19 protein-coding genes and 1 pseudogene are annotated in these 21,413 nt (G+C 40.3%); 11 read left to right on the top strand and 9 right to left on the bottom strand.

What is annotated here, in order from left to right; translation table 11 throughout:
• The first annotated feature begins 118 nt into the window (after nt 1-118).
• Nucleotides 119-2,059, top strand: a complete 1,941-nt coding sequence (locus C9J12_RS17965) for a methyl-accepting chemotaxis protein (protein ID WP_107243958.1) — start codon at nt 119-121, stop codon at nt 2,057-2,059.
• A 22-nt stretch (nt 2,060-2,081) separates the two neighbouring features.
• On the opposite strand, the gene C9J12_RS17960 is transcribed toward C9J12_RS17965, so the two are convergent.
• The gene (locus C9J12_RS17960; RefSeq protein WP_107243957.1) at nt 2,082-3,305 is read right to left on the bottom strand and encodes an MFS transporter; all 1,224 of its coding nucleotides are present in this window, start codon (nt 3,303-3,305) and stop codon (nt 2,082-2,084) included.
• Nucleotides 3,306-3,439: 134 nt separating this feature from the next.
• Between C9J12_RS17960 and C9J12_RS17955 the strand changes: the two genes are divergently transcribed.
• Together C9J12_RS17955 and dcuC are read left to right on the top strand one after the other, a co-directional pair.
• A complete protein-coding gene (locus C9J12_RS17955; protein WP_107243956.1) occupies nt 3,440-4,312 on the top strand; it encodes a LysR family transcriptional regulator in 873 nt (290 codons plus the stop codon).
• Nucleotides 4,313-4,905: 593 nt separating this feature from the next.
• On the top strand, nt 4,906-6,273 hold the full coding sequence (dcuC, locus tag C9J12_RS17950; RefSeq protein ID WP_107243955.1) for an anaerobic C4-dicarboxylate transporter DcuC: 1,368 nt from the start codon (nt 4,906-4,908) through the stop codon (nt 6,271-6,273).
• A gap of 95 nt (nt 6,274-6,368) precedes the next feature.
• Here dcuC and C9J12_RS17945 read toward each other — a convergent pair whose 3' ends face one another.
• Together C9J12_RS17945 and C9J12_RS17940 are read right to left on the bottom strand one after the other, a co-directional pair.
• The gene (locus tag C9J12_RS17945) at nt 6,369-6,656 is read right to left on the bottom strand and encodes a CDGSH iron-sulfur domain-containing protein (RefSeq protein ID WP_107243954.1); all 288 of its coding nucleotides are present in this window, start codon (nt 6,654-6,656) and stop codon (nt 6,369-6,371) included.
• A 96-nt stretch (nt 6,657-6,752) separates the two neighbouring features.
• Nucleotides 6,753-7,232 carry an aminoacyl-tRNA deacylase gene (locus C9J12_RS17940; RefSeq protein ID WP_107243953.1) on the bottom strand — a complete coding sequence of 160 codons (480 nt, stop codon included), beginning with the start codon at nt 7,230-7,232 and terminating at the stop codon, nt 6,753-6,755.
• A 348-nt stretch (nt 7,233-7,580) separates the two neighbouring features.
• On the opposite strand from C9J12_RS17940, the gene C9J12_RS17935 reads away from it, so the two are divergent.
• The gene (locus C9J12_RS17935) at nt 7,581-7,961 is read left to right on the top strand and encodes a hypothetical protein (RefSeq protein ID WP_107243952.1); all 381 of its coding nucleotides are present in this window, start codon (nt 7,581-7,583) and stop codon (nt 7,959-7,961) included.
• Between the two features lie 115 nt (nt 7,962-8,076).
• On the opposite strand, the pseudogene C9J12_RS17930 reads toward C9J12_RS17935, so the two are convergent.
• Both C9J12_RS17930 and C9J12_RS17925 read right to left on the bottom strand, forming a co-directional pair.
• Nucleotides 8,077-8,220 (bottom strand): annotated as a pseudogene (locus tag C9J12_RS17930) (type II toxin-antitoxin system mRNA interferase toxin, RelE/StbE family); the annotation flags it as partial.
• Between the two features lie 125 nt (nt 8,221-8,345).
• Nucleotides 8,346-8,693: a DUF6404 family protein gene (locus tag C9J12_RS17925; RefSeq protein ID WP_041394042.1), complete on the bottom strand. Its 348-nt coding sequence runs from the start codon at nt 8,691-8,693 to the stop codon at nt 8,346-8,348.
• Nucleotides 8,694-8,966: 273 nt separating this feature from the next.
• Between C9J12_RS17925 and C9J12_RS30740 the strand changes: the two genes are divergently transcribed.
• The 3 genes from C9J12_RS30740 (at nt 8,967) to C9J12_RS17915 (ending at nt 12,981) form a co-directional block, all read left to right on the top strand.
• Complete coding sequence (locus C9J12_RS30740) at nt 8,967-9,119, top strand: hypothetical protein (protein WP_170111813.1); 153 nt, start codon at nt 8,967-8,969, stop codon at nt 9,117-9,119.
• A gap of 276 nt (nt 9,120-9,395) precedes the next feature.
• Nucleotides 9,396-11,801, top strand: a complete 2,406-nt coding sequence (locus C9J12_RS17920; protein WP_107243951.1) for a YgiQ family radical SAM protein — start codon at nt 9,396-9,398, stop codon at nt 11,799-11,801.
• A 184-nt stretch (nt 11,802-11,985) separates the two neighbouring features.
• Entirely contained in the window at nt 11,986-12,981 is a 996-nt protein-coding gene (locus C9J12_RS17915) for a phospholipase A (RefSeq protein ID WP_107243950.1), read from the top strand.
• Nucleotides 12,982-13,167: 186 nt separating this feature from the next.
• On the opposite strand, the gene C9J12_RS30735 is transcribed toward C9J12_RS17915, so the two are convergent.
• On the bottom strand, nt 13,168-13,323 hold the full coding sequence (locus C9J12_RS30735) for a hypothetical protein (protein WP_170111812.1): 156 nt from the start codon (nt 13,321-13,323) through the stop codon (nt 13,168-13,170).
• 93 nt (nt 13,324-13,416) lie between these two features.
• Nucleotides 13,417-14,157, bottom strand: a complete 741-nt coding sequence (locus tag C9J12_RS17910; protein WP_107243949.1) for a YggN family protein — start codon at nt 14,155-14,157, stop codon at nt 13,417-13,419.
• 190 nt (nt 14,158-14,347) lie between these two features.
• Between C9J12_RS17910 and C9J12_RS17905 the strand changes: the two genes are divergently transcribed.
• Both C9J12_RS17905 and C9J12_RS17900 read left to right on the top strand, forming a co-directional pair.
• Nucleotides 14,348-14,599: a hypothetical protein gene (locus C9J12_RS17905; RefSeq protein ID WP_011218039.1), complete on the top strand. Its 252-nt coding sequence runs from the start codon at nt 14,348-14,350 to the stop codon at nt 14,597-14,599.
• A gap of 125 nt (nt 14,600-14,724) precedes the next feature.
• Nucleotides 14,725-15,204: a LabA-like NYN domain-containing protein gene (locus C9J12_RS17900; protein WP_107243948.1), complete on the top strand. Its 480-nt coding sequence runs from the start codon at nt 14,725-14,727 to the stop codon at nt 15,202-15,204.
• Between the two features lie 170 nt (nt 15,205-15,374).
• Here C9J12_RS17900 and C9J12_RS17895 read toward each other — a convergent pair whose 3' ends face one another.
• Complete coding sequence (locus tag C9J12_RS17895) at nt 15,375-16,046, bottom strand: cation transporter (protein WP_107243947.1); 672 nt, start codon at nt 16,044-16,046, stop codon at nt 15,375-15,377.
• A 180-nt stretch (nt 16,047-16,226) separates the two neighbouring features.
• Here C9J12_RS17895 and C9J12_RS17890 point away from each other — a divergent pair, with 180 nt between their 5' ends.
• Both C9J12_RS17890 and aqpZ read left to right on the top strand, forming a co-directional pair.
• Nucleotides 16,227-17,111, top strand: a complete 885-nt coding sequence (locus tag C9J12_RS17890) for a LysR family transcriptional regulator (protein WP_107243946.1) — start codon at nt 16,227-16,229, stop codon at nt 17,109-17,111.
• A gap of 331 nt (nt 17,112-17,442) precedes the next feature.
• Nucleotides 17,443-18,135, top strand: coding sequence for an aquaporin Z (gene aqpZ, locus C9J12_RS17885; protein WP_107244021.1), 693 nt, complete (start codon nt 17,443-17,445; stop codon nt 18,133-18,135).
• Nucleotides 18,136-18,255: 120 nt separating this feature from the next.
• Here the strand turns inward: aqpZ and ydiJ are convergent, their stop codons facing one another.
• On the bottom strand, nt 18,256-21,327 hold the full coding sequence (ydiJ, locus tag C9J12_RS17880) for a D-2-hydroxyglutarate dehydrogenase YdiJ (RefSeq protein ID WP_107243945.1): 3,072 nt from the start codon (nt 21,325-21,327) through the stop codon (nt 18,256-18,258).
• Between the last annotated feature and the right edge of the window lie 86 nt (nt 21,328-21,413).

Below are 21,413 nucleotides of genomic sequence, written 5' to 3'. Positions count from 1 at the left end.
AATAATTGATTAGTTGAAATGAGTAGTAGCTAATGCGTTTATCTCTATAGCGTGTCATGAACAATATAGATATAAACGCCAGATCCCATCGCGTTCACACATCTCTGAGAGTATAAGTATGCATGATTCTGTTGCTATTGATAAAACAAAACACACAAAAACTCGCCGCTTATTCTCGTTTTTGTCAGTCAAAACAATTAAAGCAAAGCTCTACTTCATAACAAGCATATTAATCTTAGGCATGCTGCTATACGGCACACTTGAAACGATATCATTTCGAAAATTAGATAATCTACAGTTTGCCATGCAAGAAATCACTCGCAGCAGTACAAATTTATTGACACTTCGCCGCTATGAAAAAGATTTTCTTACGCGATTAGATACACAGTACATTGATCGTTTCAACAACGAAATAACCAATTTAAATCAAAGAATTAAAGGTATTCAATCCATTGTTGAACAATACCAGCCTGAACATGGTGATGATCTACGCATATTACTTACAGAACTTGAGCGATATGAAATACAATTTAATGTCATCGCCGACCAGAGCCAAATCATTGGGTTAACCGCCGATGAAGGATTAAGAGGCAATATCACGACATTTGCTAATTCTGCGGAAGAACAACTCTTAATATCGGGAAACGATCACCTCTACCGTATGCTGCTCACTTTACGGTTGAATGAAAAAGATTTTATGCTTTCAATGAATACCGACCATTTCACGACGTTTCAAAATAATATCGACTCTCTTATTGCCGCCATAAAAATTACCGACCTTAGTACGAAACAACAGAATAAATTAATTCGCAGTCTGAATCGTTATCACTTAGTGTTTGATGAACTTGTTGAAGGTTATAACGTCATTGGTCTTACACCGAATACTGGACTCTACGGTGATTTGCGAAACATTGTCCATAGTGTTGAAAGCCAGCTATTCGTGATTGAAACAGATTTATTAGCCGATATTAATACCATTCAAAAACAAGAAAAGTTAACACTCGCGATTATTGGTATAGCGACAACACTTATCATGGCAGCCTTGCTCATCACGATTAGCTTTCACATATCAAAACGGCTTGCCAGCGTTAATCAAGTAATGCGTGATATTGCCGAAGGAAATGGTGATTTGACCGTTCGTATGAATGATCATGGTCATGATGAATTAGCGCAACTTAGCGGCTCATTCGATCTCTTTATATCAAGGTTGCAGGCTATCATTTCTAATGTCAGCGATATTTCAACAAAGCTCTCTTCCATTTCAGCGCAATCAGAATCGGCAGTCAGCCACAGTTTAGAGAATGCTCAGCAGCAACAAGCAGAATCATCTTCTGTCGCCACAGCAGTCAACGAATTACTCGCAACCAGTAACGAAATAGCTACCAACATTAGTGATGCAGCACTCACCGCAGAAAAAGTTAAAGCCGATGCTCAAGAGAGCCTAAAAATCAATCAACAAGCGGAAAGTTCTATTAAAGGGCTCGTATCAGATATTTCACAGTCTCAAGTATTGATCGAAAAATTAGCGCAAGAAAGCGTTAGCATAAACAGCGTAGTATCAGTCATTCGCGATATTACCGGACAAACGAATCTATTGGCGTTGAATGCAGCCATAGAAGCAGCACGAGCAGGTGAGCATGGTAGAGGGTTCGCTGTTGTAGCAAATGAAGTACGTGAGTTAGCAGAAAAAACCCACAGCTCAACCAAAGAGATTGAACAAACGATTGAAGTATTGCATTCCGGTATCGAGCAAAGTGTTGCCATTATGCAAAAAAGCCAATCACAAACAGACAGTACCGTTCATCAAACCGAAGAAGCTATTGATGCAATGAACCGTATTGTGTCTTCAATTTCAGATATCTTTGATAAGAACCTACAGATTGCCACAGCCTCAGAACAGCAAGCGATGGTATCAGCCGAGATAGACCGAAATATTACCCGTATATCCGATCTTGCTATCGACACTGTCACCGCAGTTAATCAATCATCTCAGTCAAATCGTGAAGTGTCTTTAATGTCTGAACAACTCAACAAGGTTGTAGGACAATTTAAATATTAATTACCCACTCAGCTAAACCCAACTACACCGCAGTGTGCGTACCTTTTAGCACTGCGGCTGTATCTTCTTTTGATTGAGCACGACAATGTAAGCGCCAACATAACAGATAAATCAAACCATACAGCACCATGCCACCAGCAAGCACACCATGCCAGGCACCATATTGCCAACACGCAATTAAATAGAAGCCACCGACGCTGCCACCAACATAATAATGAACAAGGTATAATGCAGTTGCTGTCGCTTTTGCTGTTTTCGCTTTTTGACTGACCCATGCATACGCCAGTGAGTGTGTGAAAAATGCCCCAGAACTAATAAACAATAAACCAATAAGCATTGCGTACAGTGAATTATAAGCCGCAATCCACATACCGACGGCACTCACCGTTGTACCTAATACAATACCGCTTATCGGGCTATTGACTTGGCTCCAGCGGCCACTAAGCTTTGCCGTAATAGTACCGCTGAGATAACAGAGAAAAATCATCGACGCTAAACTGATGGGCAATGAGTACGGGGGGGCAACAAGGCGAAAACCCATTACTGTATAAAGGTTAACAAACAACGCAAAGTTCAATCCGCCAATGAGCATAGTCAACCATAATTCTCGCTGTCTTAAATGACCAATTACACTGCGATTATGCGCATGGAGCTGCCCTTTCTGTGGGGTAAAATATTGCTGTTCCGGTAATAGCCGATTAACCGCTAATGCGCCCAAGAGACTAAAAATAGCCATACCAATCACTGCCACTTCCCATCCCCAATATTCAGTGACGAAACCGCCGTATAAACGCCCAGTGATCCCCCCTAATGAATTCGCACTAATATAGCCACCGACTGCTAGCATTAATGCTTTTGGGGTAAATTCTTCAGCCATATAAGCCACAGCGACAGCAGCAAAACCCGCCAAGGATATACCCATAGCACCGCGTGCTAACGTTAGCATTAATAGGGAATCAGCTAACAGCATTGCCATACCAACAAACGGTAATAAGAAAAGACTCAGCATCATCACTTTACGACGCCCAATGATCTCTGAACCCACCGCCCATGGCACAAGAGTAAGCGCTAACGTCAGTGTGCCTGCCGCCAATAACCAATTAACCTGAATAGCACTCGCGTTAAACTTGTCAGCCATTAATGGCAACATAGGTTGAAAAAGGTACAAGTTACAAAATACGATAAAAGAGCCTAATGCTAACGCAAAACTCGCACGCCGGTAGGCAGATGTTTTTATTTCAATCATGGCAATAGCACTCAGAATATGACGATAGATAACATATCTACCTATCAATAATGGTATTAACCAAACAGTAGCAATATACTCATAATAATGAAAATATATAAAAACTATCAGCTCGATAATCAAAGGTTATAGCTATGAACACTCGCCTGCTCACTTACTTTGTCACACTTGCAGAAACAGAGAACTTCACCCGTGCTGCGAAACGGTTACACATCGCACAGCCAGCATTAAGTGTTGCCATCAAAAAATTAGAGCAGCAATTAGAATTTCCTTTGTTTCATCGAAATGAACGTAAAATATCACTCACGCATGAAGGCGAGGTTTTACTCAAACATGCTCGACTTATTTTGCAACAAATTAACGATGCAAATATTGCAATGGCTGAATTGAAAGGGCTCGAAAAAGGCGAAGTAAAGTTAGGGGTGCCTAGTATGTTGGGCTCATACTTTTTCCCTGAAATATTAATGGGCTTTAAAAGTCAGTATCCCAACCTAAAACTCACCATCATTGAAGCTGGCACCCAATCAATTCGTCAAATGCTGTTAGACGGGGAATTAGACCTTGGGGTTATTCATAACGAAGATGTACCAGAACGCCTTGAAACTGAACATTTAATCACATCTCAAATGGTTGCAGTGGTCAGTGAAGGCCATCATCTTGCATCCCAACAAGATATCGGCTTTGAAGACTTCTTTAAGGAAGAGTTGGTCATGTTTAAGCCGGGATATTTTCATCGTGAATTTATTGATGAAGTGTGCCAAAGCCATCATTTCATTCCAAAAATCTCTTTTGAAACAAACTTGCTTCCTATGATTCTGAATATAGTTCGACATAACTTTGCAATATCAGCTTTGCTTGAGCTTGTTACAGAACATGAAAAAGGCGTTATTCCTATCCCATTTAAACAACCTGTCTACCTTAACATTGCAATGGCTTGGCGAAAAAATGGGTATCTATCACTGGCTGATAGAGCGTTTATCGACTTTGTTAAAAAACAGTGTAAATAAATCATATAATTTACATATCGTCACAGTTGTTCATAATAGATCAATAACAGTTCCCTTAGTTTATAACGGCTTAATGAGCATTCGCACACTTAACAACCACTCTCCACAATTAATCATTTCATTACAGTAAGATAGGCATATCTTTTCATATCTATAGCACAAAATTAACACTCTTATTTAAACCCTGCTGTAGATCATAACTTATGATGTTAACTGTCGTCTCTCTCCCCCTTTTTAGGTAAATTACTCACAAACAATATGTAAGAGAATGTTTTTATAAATATACATTTTTTGTTTTTATTTGTGATTGAAATGAACGTTTCCATGTTGTTATTTCATTGTGGCTTGTCTGTCTGGTCTACACATCATTATACAGGCGCTACAACGATTAAATATTCAACACGATCTCGGTTCTAAAAGCGCAAGCACATCGACAAATTCCCTTTTAGCTTAATCACTAAAAGTCTGTGTGCTTATTGCTAACACAGCATTGATTTAAAGGATTGAATCAACAACTCACAAGACAGCTAACTTACATACCAAAATTTGATTCATCCATTTTTAAAATTTCATTTTAGTTAGAGAGAAAAGCTATGTTAGAACTATTGATTGGCCTGGTGGTTACCATCGCAGTAGGCTATTTCATTGTAAAAAACTATAAACCTGCTGGCGTATTATTAACCGCGGGTTTAGTGCTTCTTATTACTGCAGGTGCTATAGGCCATACTGTACTACCATCATCTATTGCATCAACAGGTAACATACTGACAGATTCACTTGAATTCGTGAAATACATGCTTAAGTACCGTGGCGGCGGCTTAGGTATGCAAATCATGCTTTTATGTGGCTTCGCTTCTTACATGACACACATTGGCGCAAACAATGTTGTGGTTAAACAGTTTTCTAAGCCCCTTTCGTTCATCAAATCGCCTTATATTCTTTTAGTCGCAGCTTATATCGTAGCTTGTCTAATGTCTTTAGCTGTTAGCTCAGCGACTGGCCTTGGTGTACTACTAATGGCAACACTATTCCCAATGATGACGGCAATGGGTATTTCCCGCCCTGCCGCAGTGGCAGTGTGTGCGTCACCAGCAGCAATCATTCTTTCACCAACATCTGGTGACGTTGTTGTTGCGGCTGAAAAAGCGGGTATGCCATTACACGTATTTGCTGTTGAAACAGTTCTTCCTGTATCAATTTGTGCAATCATCGTAATGGCTGCCGCGGCTTACTTCTGGAATAAATACCTAGATAAAAAAGAAAATACGCCAATGGAAAAGGTCAACATTTCTGAAATGGAAGTGAATGCACCTGCGTATTACGCAATCTTGCCTTTCTTACCTATCGTGGGTGTTTTCTTATTTAATGGCGAAACAATCAAAGGCCTATCATTAGACATTTACACCATTGTTGTTGCTTCTATCTTCTTAGGTGCAATGGTTGATTTCGTTGCCAAGCGTTTCAAAGGTAAAGAAACACTGGAAGATCTAGAATCTTGTTATGCAGGTATGGCTGATGCATTCAAAGGCGTGGTAATGCTATTGGTTGCCGCTGGGGTATTCGCTCAAGGTCTTATGTCTATCGGTGCTATCGATAATCTAATTGGCCTTGCAGAAGCTGCTGGTGCGGGTGGTTTCGCATTGATGGTTCTTCTAACAGGTCTAACTGTTGCTGCCGCTATTGCGACAGGTTCTGGTAATGCACCTTTTTACGCATTCGTAGAACTAGCGCCAACACTAGCTGGTAAAATGGGTTTAAACCCTGCATTCTTGATTATCCCGATGCTACAGGCTTCTAACCTTGGTCGTACTATTTCACCGGTTTCTGGTGTTATCGTTGCAACATCTGGTATGGGTAAAATCAGCCCATTCGAAGTTGTTAAACGTACGTCGGTTCCTGTTATTTGTGGCTTAATTACCGTTATTATTGGCACCATGGTTCTTGTACCAATGTACGCATAAGCAATAACCAAAGTAACAATCTAAGCCCACATTCTTGTGGGCTTTTTTATTCCTCTCGATTCACTTTAATAAACGTACCGCGATTACAAAAAAGGTTACTGTGAATCATCTTTATTTGGGGCTTCTAGACCAATATCATCTTCAGAGTACGCCTTATGGCTTCCATCACAATATGGTTGATTACCGCTTTGCTTACACTGGCATAGCCAACGTTGTTCTGTTTTTTCTGCCGTAAAATATATCGGTTCAAATTCAGTACCTAAATGTGAATCGTCACAAAATGGCTGTGTGTGCGAATAACCACAAACACAAAATTGGTATGTTTTACCTTTCTCTAATTGGACAAGCACTGGCTGATTATCCGCAATAATATTATTCGACATACTCCTCCCCTTTACGATAAAGATAGAATATCAATGCTACCAATTACTCCGATAACCATTTAATTTTATTATACAAAACCAGGCACTTGAAAATCCTTAATGCAGCATCTCCTCACTAAATCGTGCATGCTTCGCATTTGCCATAATGCTTTTAAAAGCCTCGTGATCTACCTGCAATAGCGTCTGATGATCCCCAGCTTCAATATAGACACCGTCTAAGGTATCAAGAAGGTCATCACACACAACCGTTATATTAAATGCACCGCCAACGGGGGGAATTGCACCTTCGTCACAATCAGCAAACAAATTATATATATCCTTCTCTTTAATCAGTTGATAAGACGCATTAAATTTTTCATTCAATGTGGATATACATATCTTTTTATCTGCGGGTAATACAGCCATGACTTTGTGCCCATCATGATCGACAAGCAAGACGGCTTTTGCGATATTCTTAGGGTGAATGCTTGATGCCACAGCAGTGCTTATTGAACCTGTGCTATGAAAGTGAGGAACAGTTTTATACGCAATATTATTTTTGTCTAAGTACTCATTCAATCTAGTAGAAATAGTCATAATGACCTCCAACATTACTCATACACAATAACGTCAATTTAATGTGTAGTAGTAAGGTAAGAATCATGGTTATCTTTTATATCACTACGACACAAAATATATCTGCCAGTCCGTCCTAGTAGAGTATAGTTCTGCGTCTATTGTTTAACGGACTAAGTGCCTTCCTTTACGCATTTACCATGTATGCAGAGATTGAGCTAAAACAGAAGCCCTAAAACATCATTCAAGATGCACATTTTTGTACACTCAACTATTGCGCAATAAAACACCATCCATTATGCTTATTCATTATTATTATCAATGAATAACACAAAAGCGCACAATAAAACGCATATATGGAATGTAAACATGAAGAAGAACACGCTAATTGTATTGCTTGTCGGCCTATTTCCAATGCTCAGCATGGCGGAATGCGTCCCAAGTGGAGTGATGGAAAACACCGTATGCGTCGATTCTAACGGGACGGTTCGTACAACATACCAACATGATGATGAATTCCGTTCGCGTAACAATCTTGACCAACCACGAAAAAATGACCCTCGTGGTAACCCATTAGGCCAGTCAGGTGATAGTGTCGGTTTTACATTTTGGACGGATGAGCCAGAGAACGAATTTGAACTGAATCTTACACCTAAGCATCAAGAAATAACCACTAAAGCGAATGACCCAACACGATCAGTGATGTTATCTGCTGAAACGTGTGATGAATATGCATGCTCTTACCCGTGATGCCACGCACTATTTATTGATAATGAAGCATTTCAAAGAATGATTTTTCCAAAGCCTAACTCACACAGTTAGGCTTTTTTCTTATTAAGAAATAGCCTTGATATACGTATACTTCTTAATATTCGCGCAATATACGAACAACTGAACCTTCAACCCAGTAAGATACAATCATTGATACTTCTAGAATAATGAGTAAACGACCTCGAATACCTTTTCTTTGTACACCCATCAAAGGGGGCTTGAGTAAGTTTTCGGCTTTGTCTTTATGCCATTAACTGAGCCAACCGCTTAGCCTATCCATCATCACGAAACTGTTTTCAAGGATCCATAAAATTAACTGTTCACCTACACCGTAAAGCTGCAGGTGAAGCCTTCAAATTTTAATTATTTAGGAAGATCGTCCCATTTAGATATATTGTGCTTACTTCTTAAATAGGAGAAGTAAACAGCATTCCCAAGAGAAGACACTATCAATGCAATACCCCCAGAAACAAATGATAAACTAATAATATTTAACCAGAAGTCAAATATTAACTTTAATATAAGATAAGCACATAATGCAGAAAATGTAAGGTGAATGAAATTTTCAATGAAGTTATTATAATAATAAGGTTTAAATCTCAGCCCAATACGATCTAATTTTTTAGTCACATAAGAATTATAAGTCACCTCTTTAAATCCTTTTCTATTTAATTCTTCATAGGCTGCACTTATTCTTTTTTTTGATATCATCAATAACCTTTACTTTATCGGCGTTAAATTTGGCTCGAGGTCAAAATGTGAAGATCCTAGAAGAAAGAGCCTTTGCAGTCTTAAAGGCAATCAAATCTTCATCACTAATTTTAAAGAAACTTCCGTTATTTCCAATCACGTCAGAATTAGCATGTGAAAAGTACGTAAAGAAAAACAAAAACGCCTACATAGCATCAATCTCAATCAGGAAAACATAACCTTAACCTATGTGATAATGATTGTCATTACGATTTGTATGTTTAAGTGTAATTTTTGATCACTGAGACCGCTCGCTTTCCCTCTCCGCAAGCACTTGTAAAGTCAGACTTTGACCAAAGAACGGACTTTCATGCAGAAGTACAAGGTAAGCTGTCCGATTACCGCCATGGCGATTGTGCCGAACAATGGCTTGGGATTCATAATTGATGGCCGTAATGCGTCTTTGGGTATAACTATCAGTCATTTCATGGTTATTCTTGGAATCTAAGCTTCGTATCGGTATCTTACTGCTTCTAAGCCATCACACTGGATTAACACGGTTTATTTAAAGTAAAAAATGTTTTATTCCCTCCATTTATTTACGACTATGCTTAACCACATAAAAATCATGCGTAATAATGCCAAAAAGTCAGTAAATATAAGGGCTAGCCAGCCATTTACTGAACGGCTATAATTCCCGCCTCCAAAGATTGAGGTCAACACATGCACACGAAAGCAACACCAATAAATAGCTATCCAAAGTACTGGGCAGAGTGCTACGGAATTGCACCCTTCTTACCTACCACGCGTAAAGAAATGGATGCACTCGGCTGGGATAGCTGCGACATTATTATCGTGACTGGTGATGCGTACGTAGACCACCCAAGTTTCGGCATGGCGGTTATCGGTCGCTTGCTCGAATCTCAGGGCTTTCGTGTCGGTATTATCTCTCAGCCTAAATGGGATAATAAAGATGCCTTCATGGAACTTGGTCAACCGAATCTATTCTTTGGTCTGACTGCTGGTAACATGGATTCCATGATCAACCGTTACACGGCAGATCGTAAATTACGTCATGATGACGCCTACACACCGAACAACGAAGGCGGTAAACGCCCTGATCGTGCGGTTCTTGTGTATTCTCAGCGTTGTCGTGAAGCATATAAAGAAACACCTATTGTTCTTGGTGGTATTGAAGCGAGCCTACGTCGCTTAACGCACTACGACTATTGGTCTGATAAAGTGCGCCGCTCTGTTATTGTCGATGCAAAAGCTGACATTCTTCTTTTTGGTAATGCTGAACGCGCCTTGGTAGAAGTCGCTCACCGTATTGCTAAAGGCGAACAACTAGAAGATATGAAAAATATCGCTGGTACCGCCGTTATCATTAAAGAAATTCCTGAACGCTTCAGAGAAATTGATTCTTCTCGTATAGAGAAACCAGGCAAAGCAATGCCTATGATCAACCCTTACGCGACAGAAGAAGAATGTAAAACCAAGCAAGAAGATGAAGTAAAAGTAGAACCCGTTGCTAAGCCTGTTGTAGTAACGGCTTCTCGCCATGATCCAAAAAATACTTATATCCGCTTACCTTCGTATGAAAAGTTATGTAACGACCGTATTCTGTATGCACACGCAAGTCGTGTAATGCACTTAGAAGCCAACCCGTATTCATCACGCGCATTGGCTCAAAAGCACGGTGATCGCGAGTTATGGGTTAATACACCCCCTATTCCACTAACCACTGAAGAAATGGACTTTGTGTTTGGCTTGCCTTTCGCACGAGTACCTCACCCTTCATACGGTAAAGCGAAAATTCCAGCTTACGACATGATCAAGACGTCAGTGAATATCATGCGTGGTTGTTTTGGTGGTTGTAGCTTCTGTTCAATTACCGAACACGAAGGGCGCATTATTCAAAACCGCTCTCAAGAATCGATTATTGATGAACTAAAAGACATACGCGATAAAGTGCCAGGTTTTACCGGTACTATTTCAGATCTTGGTGGTCCAACTGCAAACATGTACCGCTTAGGCTGCTCTGATCCTAAAGCTGAAATTAACTGTCGTCGTCCATCTTGTATCTTCCCTAAGATCTGTGAAAAGCTAAATACTGATCATAAACATACCATCGATCTTTATCGTGAAGCTCGCAAAGTTGATGGCATTAAAAAGGTATTGATTGCATCGGGTGTGCGTTACGACTTAGCGGTTGAATCGCCTGAGTACGTGCGTGAACTTGTGACTCACCACGTAGGTGGTTACTTAAAGATTGCGCCTGAGCACACAGAAAAAGGCACCCTCGACCTGATGATGAAACCAGGTATGGGCACATACGATCGTTTTAAGAATATGTTCGAGAAATACAGTAAAGATGCAGGTAAGAAACAATACCTAATCCCTTACTTTATTTCAGCGCACCCAGGTTCAACTAACGAAGATATGTTGAACTTAGCATTGTGGCTAAAGAAATATGAATATGAGTGCGATCAGGTTCAGAACTTCTATCCGTCACCGATGTGTAATGCAACCTCTATGTATCACTCTGAAACTAACCCGCTAAAACGTGTTAAGTATAAGAAACGTGAAGAATTATTTGTTGCAAAAGGTGAACGTGAACGTCGTGTGCATAAAGCCCTATTACGTTACCACGATCCACTTAACTGGCCGCTTATTCGTGAAACGCTGATTTCAATGGGTAAGAAGTACCTTATTGGTGATCGCGCCAATTGTTTAGTACCTGAAGAAGGTTCTGATCAAGAATCACAGCTAACGCCAGCACAACGTCGTCAATCAGGTCGTCATGGTGCAAAACGCTTTGCAACCAAGCACCCGAATCAACCAGATATTCGTAAAGATGGTAAACGCCCATCAGGCAACCGCCCTACCACGGGTAACCGTCCAAATGGTAATACCTCGTCGAACGGTAAACCTGCAGGCAAAGCTGGCACTAAACCAGGAAGTAAGCCAGGTTCAAGAAGCCAAGGAAGTGATGTAGGTAATTACTCTGCATCTGCGAATGGTAAACCTTCGGGCAACCGCCCAAGCAGACCAGGTAAGCCAACCTCGACTCGTCAAGGTCAAGGTCAAGGTGGAAATCCTAATCGAAGCAGAGCCAAAGCAAAATAATTGATTAAATAGGCGCTGAATATTCAGCGCCTTTTTTTGTGTTTTTTTGTAAGCTTTCGTTTTTACTAATTAATTTGACATTATTCGAACAGCACTTAGCTCATAGATATATTAAGGTGCTATAAACACAGGCTAACAGCACTCTATTTTGGTTGTTAGTTCAATAACATAGAAAGGACTCTCGGTGACTCACAACTACACATTATGCTTGCTAAGCCTTCTTATTACCGTCTCTTTCAAGGCATTTGCAGAGCAGCCTATCAGTTACAATGACTGCCTACTCAATGCTGTAAAATATCACGATTATGAGTTAACACTGGGTGAAGTAAGAGCAAAATGTAAAACCGATGCAGAGCTCGCTAAAAACGAACAAGATTTACTGTCTGAACGGATGGCAAATGAGCGTAGAAACGCATTCAACCCTTATGTGATTACACCGCATAGAATGAATTACATCTTACCCGTAACATATACCAACGATGTAAACAAAGACGCTTATGCAGCAACAGGTTGGGAAGACAGTCTTAAAGATGTCGAAGCTAAATTTCAGATCAGCTTTAAAGTACCATTGAATTACGACAGCATGTTTATCGAAGGCGACGGGGTGTTTTTTGGCATTACATTAAAATCTTGGTGGCAGGTATACGCCGATGACATTTCTAGCCCATTCAGAGAAACAAACTATCGACCTGAAATGTTCTATTTTGCACCAACGCCATGGACACCATTAGAAGGTAATACATGGGTAGCATTCGGTATTGAACATGAATCTAATGGACGTAGCCAAGAGTTATCGCGTAGTTGGAACCGTATTTACACCGATTTTATTTTTGAAAAGAATAATTTTGCTTTATCTTTGCGCCCTTGGTGGCGTTTACCTGAAGATGAAAAAGAAACGCCAGAAAGTGCAGATGGTGATGATAACCCTGATCTTGAAGATTATATGGGACACTTTGAACTATCCTCAGCCTACCGCTGGGATGATTACGAATTCACCTTCTTAGGCCGTCAGAATTTCAGTGAACACAAGGGCTATGCTGAGCTCGGTTTAACATTTCCATTATGGGGACGTTTACGTGGGTATGCACAATACACAACGGGGTATGGTGAAAGTCTAATAGACTATAACCACAACCAACAACGCATTGGTGTGGGCATTGCGTTAACCGATATGTTATAAGCACAAACGCAATAACACAGCGTTATTGACAGTGTCTCGTCCTAAAATACGTTGACGATTTTAATGAAAGGCTAAGCAATCTCGAGATACCATTTTACGAAAGTGACGAGGTGCTTAGCTTTATAATTCGAATCAAATCACCGGGCTGGAAACCGTGTACCCTGCTTTGTAAGTAATATACAAATATTATCGGAACAGCTCTGCACCCATGAATAAAACAATCGCACCAGCTGCAATAGCAGCTAACCCAATAAAGATTTTTTTCTGAATCTTTTCATCAAGATACTTAGTCGCTAACAGAGCTAGAGCAAGTAACCCAATGATCACTCCGACTTTCAACATACTATCAGCCTCTTAAAACGAATAAGTCATCTTAGCACAGTGCTAACTTATTCATTTAAAAGTCTATTTATTATGAGCGACAAAGCAGATAAATTAAATCTCAAACATCTGATAATCTTTCAGTTCAGGAATAGCTTTATGCAGTTCTTGCTCTTCTTGAGCCAGCCCTTTAATCGAATTACACAGGTCATCAGCTTTCACTGCCACTTCACCTGATCTTGCTTTTACACGCTCTTCAATACGTTGTTTTAGATCTGAGAATTTCGTTTGAAGCTCAGTAAAGTTGATCTCGCCATCTTTCATCTCTTCAGATAACGCGGCAAATAAGCTCGACATTGATTCAACACTCACGTGCTTCATCGCTTCATCAAACTCTGTTTTCCAACTTTCATCTACATCTGCAAACATATCTGCTGGCATCACAAATTCATCGTTTTTGTAGAATTTATCTTGTGCTTTTTGCCCATATTCATCAATCAATGCTTCAACATTGGCAAATGATTCTTTTGAATCAAAACTCGATGAAACTTCATCAAGAACATCAGTGGCGATACTTGCACCATCACTGGCAATATCAGCCATTTTCGGAAGGTATTCTTTAACGCCATTACTGTAGGCTTCCAAAGCCTGACGTTGCATCGCATTTAAATCCAGTTGCTTGCCATTGATAAATACATTGTTATCTTCATCTATCATGACTTTCGGTTGGCCGCTCTGATAAACAGATACTTCACCATTGTTGATGTGAATTTCATTGGTTACATCGACAGGACAGCTTTGCGCAAATACGGCCGTTGAGCTCAATAACAACCCACCAATCAAAATATTTTTCATGATTCTTCTCTCTTATTATCTCTGCCGCTTAAGACAATCAAATACAAACTTATACCCACTCTATTTTATCTTGAGCATGAATATATAAAAATAAACATTCTCTGGCGAGTTTTCAGCACTATTCAGCAACGGTTTACATAAACAAGGCTACTATACATACAATCATATTATTCACCATGGTAATACAAACGTGCTCAAAAAATTATTACTCATTGCTTTTACTCTACTACCTATATCATACGCTCAAGCTGATGTTTCAATCTCAGGAGATGGTTTTGAATTGAGTAAAGATTGCCTAAAACTGGAATCGGACAATATTAAAATTAACTCTGAAGATTGTTCTGATGGGAAAGGAAAAAGCAAGGGTGACAAGAAAAATAGCAGTGTCCACGGTGATAACAACCCAGGGAAAGGCAATAAAGACAAAAAAGAAAAGAAGTAATCATAGTCGCAAGCTAACTCTTGAAACCTTATGTAGCAGAGCAGCTAAGAGTTAACTTGAATTTTTATGTAATTCAAGTCACCATGGTAAAGCATATTCTTAATTAACCTAAGATAAGGATTATTGTGGAAAAAGTTGCCATTTTCGTTGATGTTCAAAACATCTATTACACCGTAAAAGACAAGTATAAGTGTAATTTTGATTACAATGCCTTTTGGGCTGAAGCGACACAAGGTCGTGAAGTGGTTGCAGCTTATGCTTATGCTATTCATCGTGGTGATGAAAAGCAGGGTCAATTCCAAAATATTCTTCGTGGTATCGGTTTTGAAGTAAAACTTAAACCCTTTATTCAGCGCAGCGATGGCTCAGCTAAAGGCGATTGGGATGTTGGTATCACACTTGATGTGATTGAGCATGCTGGCGATGTTGACCGCGTTATTTTACTTTCTGGCGACGGCGATTTTGATCTACTCGTTGATAAAGTACAAACCAAGTATGGTGTTGATGTTGAAGTTTACGGCGTACCTGGGCTTACCGCGACGTCACTGATTAACACTGCACATTATTACCGTGAAATCGAAAAGACGCTACTACTAGGTCGCTAATTTTCGTTCAATGTGCATTGGCATTCAAAACAAGTGTTAAACTGATGATTCAACCGTATTTTTTGGTTGAATCATCACTATTTAATAACCAGCTAACCTCATAACCCACTCATTTACTTATCATGTTCTGGCTGATCCAACTGAAGCATCGTGATTATTGCCATCTGACACTAGTTGTTATCTGAGGCTAGCTGTTGATCTGAGACTAACTGTTGAATAGCTTCATAAGTCATTTTCAATGGCACAATAATAAAATATATAGAAACAATAATAACCATTACTGGATCGGCATACACTGCATACGATTGATATTCCGTTAGCGATAAAATCTTAGCCAAAACAAAACCAATCATGACTGCGATACTTATCACGGTGTCCATTAACCACTGCTTTGCTTCTGCATCCACTAAACCTGAATTCGCACGCTTACCCTTTTTGACCATTAGCCAATAAGCACCAATACAACCTAGAACATTAATAACACCAAAAATAAGTGCCACACCAGTATTCACATCGCGACCACCATTCAATATTGCTTCAATGGCTGATGCAAAAGAAATACAGCACATTAGCGTGATCACTAACCCTTTGAAAGCGATAACCATTGGCTCTACTTTGGTAATATTGATAGCTGAAGGATGCTTTCTCGGCTTATGTATATAAGATGCCGCAGCAACCGATACTAAGGTAAGAAAAAGACTAACCAACGAGTAAGCCCCATCGAATACGATGACTAAAGAGCCAATCCATGCCCCTAAACTGATTCCCATAACCGCAAATAACAGCGCAAAAAGAGTCGAAAAGTGAAGAAGATTACGTTCAAGCTGAATGTTACGGGTCATAAATCCTCCTTTATCGACAATTTTTTCGTCGATAAAGTGTTTTTTTAGAATGTATTCATAGTATCTGGTTGAAGTAGAATGTAATAATCCCTCAGCGACAGCTTTTTCGTCGCTACAGGTAATACCATTCTGGATAAGTAATCGGTTAAATGACATTTGTTTGTCAGCAGGAGCATTAAATTGAAAATAGCTCAGATTGAAATATTTCTTCATGCCAGTAAAACAGGATCGATAACAGAAGCGGCGCGTAAATTAAATAAGAGCCGAACAACAGTGAGTGCTTCTCTCAGCGCACTTGAAGATGATCTCGGCGTCAAATTACTCGCACGAACAGGGAATCGCATTCAGTTAACTGATATTGGTGAAAGCATTGCCAATGATTGTACTCGCCTCTTACAAATTGCTAACGATATTAAACGAAAATGCACTCTGCATATTGATGGTGTTGAATCTGTTGTTCGTATCGCCCGTGATGATGCTTTACCTGAAACATTTTGGCGTGACACACTCAACCGCTTGAAGGAAAAATTCCCAAATACCAGCATCTCTATCTATGCTGCTACACCACCAGAATTAGAAAATTTAGTAGAACAAGATGCCGTAGATGTAGCTTATGGCTTATTGCCAACTGAACATCGTATTCCACGTTTGCTTCATTTCGACTTAGGGCAAATTCGCATGATGTCTGTTGCTCATAAAGACCACCCTCTTAGTCAATTACGAAAAGTAACCAGTGAAGATTTCGCTCGCTATACAGAAATCATTCTGGCTTACATTGAAGGTGACAATTTAAAGACGGATATACCCAATTCGACCAACTACATCGCCCTAGCTTTTTATGAATACCTAAGCCATGCGGTTTTAGATGGTACGGGGTGGTCTAATGTTCCTGCGCTACTAATTAACGAACATTTACGTCAAGGCACAATCAAGGTCATTAAACACAATAAAGCGATGAGCTGGCAGCCTTACGGTGAAATAGTAGAAAGTGAATCACGACGCGGATTAGTTATTCAGTGGTTATCTGATCAATTAGAAGACTATTTACTTGATGTGACAGATTAGGTCGTGTCGACGTTTCAAATGTCTAGCCTGTGAAGCCTTAAAACGTCAACACGCCCTAATAAAAGCTTAAAAACAATCTGAATAAAAAACATTGTGTAGGTATGCCTTTTAAAATTACGTAGCTACACTTTTTACATCGTAACTTATCAAGTGGTTAAGAATGTTGAATAGTTTTGAATCTTAGATTAATCATTATCCAACTAATAAATAGAGATCAAATACTATAAATTGACATAAAAGATACTGTGCCCCTCTAGTTAATTTATGTCAGTTATCACACCATATCTTATTAAATTTTCGTTATACAAAATTGTGGACAGGAAGACTAATGATGATAAAAAAACTTGTTGCTGAATTCATTGGCACATTTTGGTTAGTATTAGGTGGTTGTGGTAGCGCTGTGTTAGCAGCAGCTTTTCCTGACGTAGGAATTGGCCTACTTGGTGTTGCACTTGCCTTTGGTTTAACCGTGGTAACGATGGCTTACGCTATTGGTCATATTTCAGGTTGCCACCTAAACCCTGCTGTAACTGTTGGTTTATGGTCTGGCGGTCGCTTTCCAGCAAATGAAATTATCCCTTATATTGTCTTCCAAGTTTTAGGTGCGATTGCTGGCGCATTTGTACTGTACATTATCGCAAGTGGTCAAGCAGGGTTTGATCTTGCTGGCGGACTAGCATCCAACGGATATGGCGAGCATTCTCCTGGCGGTTACACCATGTTATCGGGCTTTGTAACCGAGTTTGTAATGACCTTTATGTTCTTGTTCATCATTCTTGGTGTTACACACAAATTAGCCAACCCAGGTATGGCAGGGTTAGCCATTGGTTTAGCGTTAACGTTAATCCACTTAATCAGTATTCCTGTTACTAATACATCTGTTAACCCTGCACGTAGTACAGGCCCAGCTATTTTCGTGGGTGATTGGGCGATGTCTCAATTATGGCTATTCTGGGTTGCACCTATACTCGGTGCTATCGTCGCGGGTATTATCTATCGCTGGTTATGCCCAAACGAAGATTAATCTGATTCGAAGACATTACCAACGTAAATTTATCGATAAAAAAAGCGAGCATAAATTGCTCGCTTTTTCATTACTAAATTATTCCGCCCTGAGACAAATTGAATATCACTTAGGCACTAACTACGACAGTAATTGCAACAACGCCTGAACGGGGTGTTTCATTTTGATGTGTTCAAACCGTTTCACCTGACTACGGCATGAGTAACCTGTCACCAAACAACGCTCGGGATCCAACAGATCAATGTTTGGCTTCCAACTCAGATTGTAAACACCCTTCGAAATTTCAAGTTTGTCTTTCTCATGCCCAAACGTACCAGCCATGCCACAACAACCGACAGCAACAGGCTTTAGCCCTGCTCCGAATTGATTGAAGATTGCCATCCATTCTTTTTCTACATTAGGCATTTTGGTTTTTTCAGTACAGTGTGCAAACAAGTACCAATCGTCGTTGATATTTGCTGTATCACGTAATGCATCCTTCGGCTGCTCAGCCAGAAGTGGTGTTAACCATTCATGGGCCATTAGTACATGAAAATCACCACGCGTTTCTTTCAGCACCTCTTCGTACTCATCGCGATAACACAGTACAAGTGCGGGATCGACACCGACTAACGGAATACCCAAAGACGCCAGTTGATTCAAGAAATCAGCCGTATTACGTGCTGTTTTTGCAAATTGACGTAAAAAGCCTTTCACATGCTGTGCTTTACCGTTGGGTTTAAACGGAACCAACATGGGTTTTTTACCTAATTTTTCAATTAAGTATACAAAATCACGGATCACTTCCGCATCGTAATAGCTGGTAAACGGGTCTTGAACAATAAGTACGTACTGACTACGCTCCGTTTTCGACAGCGCTTGTAACCACGATAGATCAAAATGGGTAGCATGATGACCGTCTAAGTCTTCCATTAATGTTGGCACCGACAAGGCTGGCATATCAACATAACCGATCGCTTTTTCTGTCAGTTTCTTCGACCATGCTGGTCGCATTATCGCATTAAACGTAACAGGCGCTTTGGCCATAATCGGCAGATAATTTTCAACATACGCCACCAAATAATCTTTGGCCGGACGTTGATAGCGACTGTAGTAGATATTCATGAAACGAGAACGAAAACTCGGTACATCCACTTTAATCGGACATTGGCTTGCACACGCTTTACATGCAAGGCAACCGTTCATTGCTTCCATCACTTCGTGAGAATAATCGTACTCATTCTTACGTGGGCCATAGGTGTTTTTCAGGCGATCTATAATCTGCTTTACCGTGGGTGTCGTGGTGAGCAGCTTCTGCTCCAACTCATCGGCGTTAATACCTTGTTCGGCTAACTGGCGTAACCATTCACGTACTAGCCCCGCACGACCTTTTGGCGAATGACGGCGATCTGCAGTGATTTTCATCGACGGACACATAGGAGAGCTTGTGTCGTAATTAAAACACAAACCGTTACCGTTGCATTCCATCGCTTGTTTAAAGCTATCACGCGTTGTTACTGGAATCTGACGATCGTAGAAACCCCGTTTAACACCATCAACTTTGACTAACTCATCGCTGCTACCTAACGGCGTACAAATTTTACCTGGATTCATGCGATTATCAGGGTCAAATGCCGCTTTAATCCTACGTAATTCAGTAAATAGCTCGTCGCCAAAAAATGCAGGGCCATACTCAGAGCGGAAACCTTTACCGTGTTCCCCCCACATTAAGCCGCCATATTTCGCGACTAAAGCAACAACTTGGTCTGAAATTTCTTTCATGGTGCGTTCTTGCTCAGGATCGCACATATCTAATGCTGGTCGAACGTGTAACACACCAGCATCAACGTGACCAAACATGCCATAATCAAGTTTTTTATCGTCTAGAAGTTGACGAAATTCAACAATAAAATCGGCTAAATTTTCAGGTGGCACGCAAGTATCTTCTGCGAAAGCAATCGGCTTTTTATTGCCTTGTACTGCACCTAATAAACCCACCGCTTTTTTACGCATGGTGTAAATTTTTTGAATGCTTGCCAGTTCATCACATACTTGATAGCCAATTAAGCCATCTTTCTGCTGATCGATAAGAATATCTAGCTTTGCGCATAAATCGGTAACTTGGCGTTGGTTTTCTTCAGGGTCATTATTGGCAAATTCCACCATATTAATACCCAACATTTCTTTGCCCGGTACATCGGTGAGTAAATCGCTGACGGTATTCCAAACAATATCTTGTTTAGCAAAATTCAAAACACGTGAATCGACAGTCTCTACCGATAGCGCTTGAGCTTCAACCATCATCGGGGCGCTACGCAATGCAGAATCGAAGCTATCGTACTTAATGTTGACTAAGGTACGAGACTTAGGAATAGGGGTAATATTGAGTTTTGCTTCAGCAACAAAGGCTAACGACCCTTCAGCACCGCATAAAAGACGGGCAATATCGAATGTTTCAACGTTTTCATCAAATACGTTTTTAAGATCATAACCCGTTAAAAAACGATTTAGCGAGGGGAATTTATCGACAATCTGCTGGCGCTTTTCGCGACATACCGTAGATGAAGTACTAATCGCATTACCGACAAAGCTGGCTTCATTCGCATAACGAGCCACTGCTTTACTGTCTAGCGGCTCGGTATCTAATATTGAACCATCGACCAATACGGCTTTCAGTGCTAATACATGATCCGATGTTTTACCGTACTTTAACGACCCCTGCCCTGATGCATCGGTACTGATCATACCGCCAATGGTGGCACGATTACTGGTTGATAAATCAGGAGAGAAAAAGAAGCCGTAAGGACGTAGAGCATCATTCAATTGGTCTTTAATTGTACCGGTTTGAACTCTTACCCATCCTTCTTCAGCATTCACTTCAAGGATTTGGTTCATATGCCGAGATAAATCAACAATGATACCTGGTGTTAATGATTGGCCATTGGTACCTGTACCCCCACCGCGCGGTGAAAACGTTACTTTTTTATACGCCTCTTTTTGACCAATCTGACCTATTAGGGATAAGTCATTCACTGAACGAGGAAGCACAACGGCTTGTGGTAATAGTTGATAAACACTATTGTCGGTAGCGACGGCAAGACGGCTCGCGTAACTTTTTTCAATATCGCCGGTGAAACCAGCAGATTCTAACTCAGTCAGATAAGACAGTACGACGTCGTCGATACTATTCTGATATGTTAATACAGGTAACATTGCTCTCCCTCTCCAGTGTCTTTATCGTATCCTACGAAGACTGGCTTGTTATATTTTCAAAATAGAAATAAACCACTTTACCTCAC

Source organism: Photobacterium frigidiphilum (assembly GCF_003025615.1).
GTDB classification, from domain to species: Bacteria; Pseudomonadota; Gammaproteobacteria; order Enterobacterales; family Vibrionaceae; genus Photobacterium; species Photobacterium frigidiphilum.
Note: the sequence above shows the minus strand (reverse complement) of the source record. Positions and strands in the feature narration are given on the sequence as shown.